Raw genomic sequence first — 7,900 nt, 5'->3', positions numbered from 1 at the left:
TGGGGCAGCCTTTTTTAGTTATCTGGCGGAGAGGGGGGGATTCGAACCCCCGAGGCGCTATAAACGCCTGCCTGATTTCGAGTCAGGTACATTCAACCGCTCTGCCACCTCTCCAGATGGTCCCCGGCGAACCGGGGACGCGAATAATACGAGGAAGCGCGGCAGACCACAAGCCATTGCCGCACATCCGATGAAATATTTCTGACTGCATGCCTTGCCGGATGTCCGCTTGGCCGTGATGATGCCGTTCTCCCCGGCATCCCCCTTCCCCTGCCCCACCATGATCGAATTCGGACACCTCACCCACCCTGGCCTGCGCCGGGAGCTCAACGAAGACACCTATTACGGTGACGGCGAGCTGTCGCTGTGGCTGGTGGCCGACGGCATGGGCGGACATGCCTGCGGCGAGGTGGCCAGCGCACTGGCGCGGGAAACCATCGTGCGCGAGATACGCCGCGGCGCGCCGCTGGCCCAGGCCATCCGTACCGCCGATGAGGAAATCATCCGCGCCTCGCGCCGCCGCAACGACACCCTGCCGATGGGCACCACGGTGGTCGCCGCGCGGGTGCAGGGCAACCGCTATGAAGTGGCCTGGGTGGGCGACAGCCGGGCCTACCTGTGGCGCGACGGCCAGCTGGCCCAGCTCAGCCAGGACCACAGCGTGGTGCAGGAACTGGTGGCGCAGGGCAACCTGACCGCTGAACAGGCCCGCGCCCATCCCCATCGCAACGTGGTGACCCAGGCACTGGGCGTGACCGACCCGACCCACCTGAATGTGGCCACCACCAGCGGTGAACTGCGCCCGGGCATGCAGCTGCTGCTGTGCAGCGACGGCCTGACCGAAGAAGTGGACGACCGCGGCATCGCCCGCACCCTGGCCTACGACGATGCCAGCGCCCAGGAATGCGTGGACACCCTGGTCGCCGCCGCGTTGGACGGCGGCGGTTCGGACAACATCACCGTAATCCTGGTGCGCTGCCACTGAAAGCCACGCCTGGCGTGGCTCTACTGTAGATCCACGCCATGCGTGGATAGGGTGGTAGCGCCGGGCCATGCCCGGCGGCCACCAGCACCGCCTACGCGCTCGCCGCTTCTTCCACCTTCGGGCCGTCCCACAGCGCGTGGCCGGCCTTCTTGCGCAGGCGCTCCAGGCGGGCGGCATGGGCTTCCTGCTCCGACGGTGTCGCCACCACCCGCGGGCGCGGCAGCAGCGCGCTGGTGTCGAACGCCTGCAACGCCGCCCCTGCCCCGCCACCCTCGTCATCCAGACTGAAGCCGATCTCTTCCTGGCCCGAGGTCAGCGCGATGTACACATCACCCAGGATCTGCGCATCGAGCAGTGCGCCGTGCAGCGCGCGGTGCGAGTTGTCCACGCCCAGGCGCTTGCACAGGGCATCGAGCGAATTGCGCTGGCCCGGGAACCGCTCGCGCGCCAGTGCCAGGGTGTCGACCACGGTGCAGTGGTCGGTGATCCTGCCGTACTCCGGCCCCAGCAGCGACAGCTCATTGTCCAGGAAGCCCAGGTCGAACGCCGCGTTGTGGATGATCAGTTCGGCGCCCTTGATGAAGGCCAGGAACTCATCGGCCACCTCGGCAAAGGCGGGCTTGTCGTCCAGGAACTCCAGGGTCAGCCCGGTCACTTCCTGCGCGCCCTGCTCGAAATCGCAGTCGGGCTTCAGGTACTGGTGGTAGTTGTTGCCGGACGGGCGGCGCTTGAACAGCTCCACGCAGCCGATTTCGACGACGCGGTTGCCCTTCTTCCACTCCAGGCCGGTGGTTTCGGTATCGAGAATGATCTGACGCATGGGCTCAGTTTACCGGGCTGCCGTCGCGGATCTGGGTCGCGGCGTTGCGCGCCAGGGTATCCACGCGCTCGTTGTCCGGGTCACCGGAATGGCCCTTCACCCAGCGCCAGTCGATCTGGTGGCGCAGCGTGGCTGCATGCAGGCGCTCCCACAGCTCGCGGTTCTTCACCGGGTCGCCGCCGGCGGTCTTCCAGTTCTTGCGGATCCACCCCGCCATCCACTGGGTCAAACCCTGCCGCACGTACTGCGAATCGGTGAACAGCACGATGTTGCACGGCTCGGTCAGCGTTTCCAGCGCACAGATGGCCGCCATCAGCTCCATCCGGTTGTTGGTGGTGTGCGCTTCGCCGCCACTGAGTTCACGTTCGTGCCCCTTGTAGCGCAGCAGCGCGGCCCAGCCGCCGGGACCGGGATTGCCCAGGCAGGAACCGTCGGTGTGGATTTCAATGGTTTTCAATACAACTCCAGATCAGGTAGCAACGGTGCCGTGCCAGCGCACCGGCAGCGGGGTCGGCCCAGGCAGGGCCAGCGTACGTTTTTCGGCATGGAACAGACAGGCCGCGCGCAGCGGTGCCCAACCGGGCCGGGCACGACCGCCTTCGCCCTGCCACAGCGGGCCCAGGTAGCGCGTCTGGCCACAGTCCAGCCCGTGCCGGTCCAGCAGCTGGCGCAGGCGCTGCGGGGTGCGCACCACCAGGCCGTGCTGGCGCCAGCGGGCGCGGTAAGGGCTGAACGGGTTGAGGCTGGTCAACCACAGGTGGCCGCCAGGCATCAGCACCCGCTCACATTCGTCCAGCAGCGCATCGGCGTCGGCAGCGGTCACGTGCTGCAGCACGATCGCGTTCACGCTCTCGTTGGCCAGCGGCAGCGGCAGCGCACAGCGGGTATCCCCGGCATAGCCCGGCCCATTGCGGTACAGGCGCAGGCCACGCCCGGCCGCCTGCGCATCCTGCAGCCAGCCCGGGCTGGGGGCGACCCACAACCAGGGCTGCACCGGCAGGGCCGCGAGCTGCGGCATCAGCAGCTGCCGTTCCAGCACGCGCAGCGCCCGTGCCGGCTCGCTGTCGAACCAGGGCACCAGGCTCGCTTGACGGTGGCTCTGCAGCAGGGGCATGGTCCAATTCTATGCGACTGACTGCCCTGCCCGCATTTGCGGATAACTACATCTGGATGTTGACGGCCGACGACGGCTCCGCGGTCGTGATCGACCCTGGCGATGCCGCGCCGGTACTGGCGCTGGCCGACCAGGGCCTGCGCGTGGACACCATCCTGCTCACCCACCACCACGACGATCACATCGGCGGCGTGCCCGCGCTGCAGGCGCGTTTTCCCGGCGTGCGGGTGGTGGCGCCGGTGGAAGAACGCATTCCCACGGCCACCGAGCGGGTGGGCGAAGGTGAACGCGTTCAGGCACTGGGGCAGATGTTCCACGTACTATCCGTGCCCGGGCACACCCGCAGCCACATCGCGTTTCACACCGCTGAACAGCTTTTCAGCGGCGATTCGTTGTTCAGCCTGGGCTGTGGACGCCTGTTCGAAGGTACGCCGTCCCAGCTGCTGGCATCGATGCGCAGGCTGGGTGCCCTGCCCGCGCAACTGCTGTTGTGTTGCGCTCACGAGTACACCGTGTCAAATGCCGTCTTCGCGCGGCATGTCGACCCCGCCAACGCTGCGTTGCTGCAGCGCCAAGAGGAGGCTTTGGCCATGCGCCGCGATGACCGTTCCACCCTGCCGGTAACCCTGGCCAACGAGCTCGACTGCAATCCGTTCCTGCGTACCCACACAGCGCCGATCCGCGCGGCGGTGTCGGCGCACCTGGGTCGGGAAGTCGTGGACGACGTCGACGTCATGGCCGGTCTCCGGCACTGGAAAGACGGCTTCCGCGCATGATGCGCCGAAGTCTGACGCTGGCCCTGGGGCTCGCCCTGGGGTTGGCCGGAAGTGCCGGCGCCCAGTCATTGGGCGCCGGCATCAGCCAGAACCTGGCCGCCGCCGCTGCGGTGCCGCTGGACCCGACAGCCCTGCCGGCGGCCAGCGTGCGCAATGGCCAGGACATCTTCACCAGCTTCCGCGACGGCCTGGCCGAGCCCACCTGCAATGCCGAGGCCACCAGCCCGCGCTGGCAGAAGCAGTTCGCCCACGCCCCCTCGCGCCTGGCCAACCAGGACGATGACGCCCTGGTGCTGTTCGGCTATGTGGTGGAAGAACTGCGCAAGGCCAACCTGCCCACCGAATTTGCGCTGATCCCGTTCGTGGAAAGCGGCTACCGACCCAATGCCCGCAACGGCAGTGGTCCCACGGGCCTGTGGCAGTTCATCGCCACGACCGCGCGCAACCATCGCGTGCCGATGTCCAACGGCTATGACGGCCGCCTGTCGGCGGTGGAATCGACCCAGGCCGCGGTGCGCTACCTGAAGACCCTGCACGGCATGTTCGGCGGCGACTGGCGCCTGGCCACCATGGCCTACAACGCCGGTGAATACCGCGTGCTGCAGTCGATGCGCAAGGCCGGCATGAACGCACAGAACGCCAAGCCTGCCGCCCTGCCCGGCCTGTCGCCGGTCACCCACGCCTACGTGGAGAAGCTGCACGCCCTGGCCTGCGTGCTGGAAAACGTCGAAGACCAGCCGGGCGTGATGGCCTCGCTGGACCGCACCGTGCCGGTGCTGAAGGACCACACGCTGCCGGCAGGCACCACGGTGCAGCAGTGGGCCGCGCAGCGGTCGCTCGACCCGGCCCGCATCGCCCGCCTGAACCCCGGCCTGGCCGCCGGCAAGCGCCCCACCGGCAATGCCCGCGTGCTGGCACCGATGTCGGCCTCCAATGCCTCCGTGCTGGACGCAGCGGCCGCCGTGGCGGCCACCGCAGCGGCTGAAACGCCCATCGCCACCCCCGCGCCGCAGGCGGCGAGGACGGTGGCCAGTGCCGCCGACCGCCCACGCAGCCGCCGCCACACCGTGCGCAACGGCGAGTCGGCGTGGACCATCGCCCGCCGCTACGGCATGCCGGTGAAGGCGTTGCTGTCGCTGAACGGCCTGAGCGGCAGCAGCGTGCTGAAGCCCGGCGCCGTGCTGCGCGTAGAAGACTGACCCACGCCCCCGTAGAGTCGAGCTTGCTCGACTGCTTCAGTCGAGCATGGCTCGACTCTACAACTGCCTGCTCCAGTCGACTCTACAAATGCCTGCTTCAGTCGAGCATGGCTCGACTCTACAAGGCACGCGAGACCCGCTACGCAACAAAAAAGGCCCGGCATTGCCGGGCCTTTTCGTTCTGCGCGCCGCCCCGGGTTACAGGTTGGCTTCGGTGGTCTGCACCACGAACTTCTTGCGCATGGCTTCCACGAAGGCCTTGGCGGCAGCGGCACCGTCGATCTGGGACAGCTGGTCCTTCAGCTGCTTCTGCTGCTCGGCGGTCACTTCCTTCACGTCACCCGGGGTGACCTTGTCCACCACGAACACCAGCGCGTGGCCATTCACGTCAATCTTGCCGTAGCTCGGCTTGCCCTCGGTCGGCACCGGTGCGCTGAAGATGGCGCGGTTGATTTCCGGGGTCGGCACCGGCTGGCTGCGCGGCAGGCCCGGCATCGGGCTGACCTGCAGCTTCTCGCTGGCGGCCAGCGACTGCAGGCTGGCGCCGCCCTTCAGCTTGGCCAGCAGGGCCTCGGCGGCCTTGTCGCTGACCTGGCGCTGGCGGTCGGCACGGATCGCGGCGATCACCTGCTCACGGGCCTTGTCCAGCGGCATCGCCTGTTCCGGGGTATGCGCGGCCACACGGATCACCACGCTGTGGTTGCTGCTGCCACCCACCGCGATCGGATCGCTGGCGGTACCGTCCTGCACGCGCACGTCGGAGAACGCATCGCGCAGCACGGCCGGGTCGGCCACTACGCCGCTGGCGGTCGCGCGGCTGATCACACCGGTGGTCTGCAGCGGCAGGCCCACTTCCTTGGCAGCGGCAGCCAGATCGCTCGGGCTCTTGTTGATGGCATCGACCAGACGGCTGGCCAGCTCGTTGAAGCCGCGCTCGCCATCGGCCTTCAGCTGCTCGGCCGCCAGGGTGTCACGCACTTCTTCGAACGACTTGCCTTCGCCACCGCGCACGGCGGTGACCTTGATCACGTGGTAGCCGAAATCGGTCTTCACCGGGCCGACGATCTCGCCGGCCTTGGCGGCAAACAGCGCATCTTCGAACGGCTTCACCATCGCGCCACGTTCCACCCAGCCCAGGTCACCGCCCTGGCCCTTGGAACCGGGGTCCTGCGAATTGGCCTTGGCCAGCGCGGCGAAGTCAGCGCCGCCCTTGGCTTCGGCAGCCAGCTTGGCGGCCTTGGCTTCGGCACCCTCGCCGGTCAGCAGGATATGCGCAGCCTGGCGCTGTTCCGGTGCCACGAACTTGGCCTTCTCTTCTTCATAGCGCTTGCGCAGCGCCGCCTCGTCGGCCGCGGCCGGCGCCGGCAGGTTGGCGCCGTTCAGCTCGACGAACTCCAGCGAGACCGATTCGGCCTGGCGGAAATCCTTGGCGTGGCTGTCGTACCACTGCTTGATCTGCGCGTCGGTCACCGGCGCGGTATCGGCCGGTACTTCCGGCAGACCCACCAGCTGCACATCGCGGGTTTCACCCAGCAGCTTCAGCAGGCGCTCGGTTTCGGCCTGGGTGACAAAGCCCGAATTCTGCAGGCCCGACGGAATGACCGACTGCTGCAGGCTCTCACGCACCAGTTCCTGGAACTGGGTGGGCGTGCGCGGCGGGTTGCCGGTCTGCAGGGCCAGGCGATAGTTGTTTTCGCTGAACTTGCCATCCTGGCCCAGGAAGGCCGGGATGGTCATGATGTACTCGCGCACGGCGCTGTCGCCAATAACGACTCCGGCCTGTTCACCCACCAGGCGCACTACCTGCTCGTCGACCAGCTGGTCCAGCACCGCCAGCTTGTTTTCGGTGCTTTCAAAGGCGCGCGGATCAAAATCCTCACCCTGCTGCTGGCGGGCGCGCATGCGCTCCTGCTCGAAGCGGGTGCGGAAATCCTGCGAACTGATCTCGTGGTGCTGCCACAGCATGCGCACCGGCCACCACGATGGCGCCGAGCGCCACCAGGTCGGCGGCGCCGAAACCTTGGCCACGTTCTGCGCGCCGACGCCACCGAGGTAGCTGTTGTCGATCACGAACAGGAACGGAATCATCAGCAGCCCCAGGATCACAGTGACGATCCAGCCTGAGGTCTTGTCGCGGAGTTTCTGCAGCATGGTGAGGAATCACATGGCCTGATTGGCGAGCCCGGCAGTGTAACCCGCTTCGCCGTCCGTACCAAAAACGGCCGCGAGGCAGGCGGCACAAGCCTCTGCGGCAGGCGACCGCGGAATGGCTGCCGCAGCCCTCAATGCGCATCCTGGCCGGCCCGGCAGGCAGCCGACCGGCCTTCGGCCCGCAGGGCAATGGCGGAGGAAACCACGCCCATGCGCGTCCTTGGCACCGGCGCGTCCGGCTTCATCGGCGGCGCCCTGCCTGGCCGCGCTACCGCACGTGCAGGCGCTGGGTGTGGGCCGGCGGCACGATCACGCCGCACGGGCGCGACCGCTGCCGAACCTGCACCTGCTGCCCTTCATCGATGAGGCGCAGCACCTGCCTCGCTATGACCTGCTACTGCACCACGCGCCTGCAGGCGGGACGATCTGCCGGCGGTGTTCGCCCACGCGGTGCTGGACCGCGTTGCATCGCTTGAACGCCAGCACCGGGCCGCACCCGGCGGACAGGGGCAGGCGCACACCCCGAAAAAGCAAAATGCCCGCGGGTCCAGGACCGACGGGCATCTTCGATGACACTTCAAACTCTGCTGGCGGAGCGGACGGGACTCGAACCCGCGACCTCCGGCGTGACAGGCCAGCATTCTAACCAGCTGAACTACCGCTCCACATAGGCAGAACTCGTTGGGATCCGGGATGGCGGAGCGGACGGGACTCGAACCCGCGACCTCCGGCGTGACAGGCCAGCATTCTAACCAGCTGAACTACCGCTCCACATAGGCAGAACTCGTTGGGATCCGGGATGGCGGAGCGGACGGGACTCGAACCCGCGACCTCCGGCGTGACAGGCCAGCATTC

General features: G+C 67.7%; 7 protein-coding genes and 3 tRNA genes. 3 read left to right on the top strand and 7 right to left on the bottom strand.

What is annotated here, in order from left to right; all coding sequences use genetic code 11:
- Positions 1-23: 23 nt before the first annotated feature.
- Positions 24-114: transfer RNA gene (locus RTY46_RS04265), tRNA-Ser, on the bottom strand.
- Positions 115-280: 166 nt separating this feature from the next.
- On the opposite strand from RTY46_RS04265, the gene RTY46_RS04260 reads away from it, so the two are divergent.
- Positions 281-985 carry a protein phosphatase 2C domain-containing protein gene (locus RTY46_RS04260; RefSeq protein WP_108752324.1) on the top strand — a complete coding sequence of 235 codons (705 nt, stop codon included), beginning with the start codon at positions 281-283 and terminating at the stop codon, positions 983-985.
- A gap of 91 nt (positions 986-1,076) precedes the next feature.
- Here RTY46_RS04260 and dnaQ read toward each other — a convergent pair whose 3' ends face one another.
- Genes dnaQ through RTY46_RS04245 form a run of 3 tightly spaced genes read right to left on the bottom strand, consistent with a single transcriptional unit; the run spans position 1,077 to position 2,919 of the window.
- Positions 1,077-1,805: a DNA polymerase III subunit epsilon gene (gene dnaQ / locus RTY46_RS04255; protein WP_312706803.1), complete on the bottom strand. Its 729-nt coding sequence runs from the start codon at positions 1,803-1,805 to the stop codon at positions 1,077-1,079.
- Positions 1,806-1,809: 4 nt separating this feature from the next.
- On the bottom strand, positions 1,810-2,262 hold the full coding sequence (gene rnhA, locus RTY46_RS04250; RefSeq protein WP_108748723.1) for a ribonuclease HI: 453 nt from the start codon (positions 2,260-2,262) through the stop codon (positions 1,810-1,812).
- Between the two features lie 12 nt (positions 2,263-2,274).
- Positions 2,275-2,919, bottom strand: a complete 645-nt coding sequence (locus RTY46_RS04245; RefSeq protein ID WP_312706802.1) for a methyltransferase domain-containing protein — start codon at positions 2,917-2,919, stop codon at positions 2,275-2,277.
- Between the two features lie 11 nt (positions 2,920-2,930).
- Here RTY46_RS04245 and gloB point away from each other — a divergent pair, with 11 nt between their 5' ends.
- On the top strand, positions 2,931-3,695 hold the full coding sequence (gene gloB / locus RTY46_RS04240; protein ID WP_312706800.1) for a hydroxyacylglutathione hydrolase: 765 nt from the start codon (positions 2,931-2,933) through the stop codon (positions 3,693-3,695).
- Complete coding sequence (locus RTY46_RS04235) at positions 3,692-4,894, top strand: transglycosylase SLT domain-containing protein (RefSeq protein WP_312706799.1); 1,203 nt, start codon at positions 3,692-3,694, stop codon at positions 4,892-4,894. The genes gloB and RTY46_RS04235 overlap by 4 nt, the downstream gene beginning before the upstream one ends.
- A 198-nt stretch (positions 4,895-5,092) precedes the next feature.
- On the opposite strand, the gene RTY46_RS04230 is transcribed toward RTY46_RS04235, so the two are convergent.
- The 3 genes from RTY46_RS04230 to RTY46_RS04220 form a co-directional block, all read right to left on the bottom strand.
- On the bottom strand, positions 5,093-7,045 hold the full coding sequence (locus RTY46_RS04230; RefSeq protein ID WP_312706798.1) for a peptidyl-prolyl cis-trans isomerase: 1,953 nt from the start codon (positions 7,043-7,045) through the stop codon (positions 5,093-5,095).
- A 588-nt stretch (positions 7,046-7,633) separates the two neighbouring features.
- A tRNA-Asp gene (locus RTY46_RS04225) sits at positions 7,634-7,710 on the bottom strand.
- Positions 7,711-7,739: 29 nt separating this feature from the next.
- Positions 7,740-7,816, bottom strand: a tRNA-Asp gene (locus tag RTY46_RS04220).
- Positions 7,817-7,900 lie beyond the last annotated feature (84 nt).

The organism is Stenotrophomonas sp. (assembly GCF_032056425.1).
Taxonomy (GTDB): domain Bacteria; phylum Pseudomonadota; class Gammaproteobacteria; order Xanthomonadales; family Xanthomonadaceae; genus Stenotrophomonas.
The sequence above is the reverse complement of the archived record's forward strand: the minus strand, read 5'-3'. Positions and strand labels throughout refer to the sequence as shown.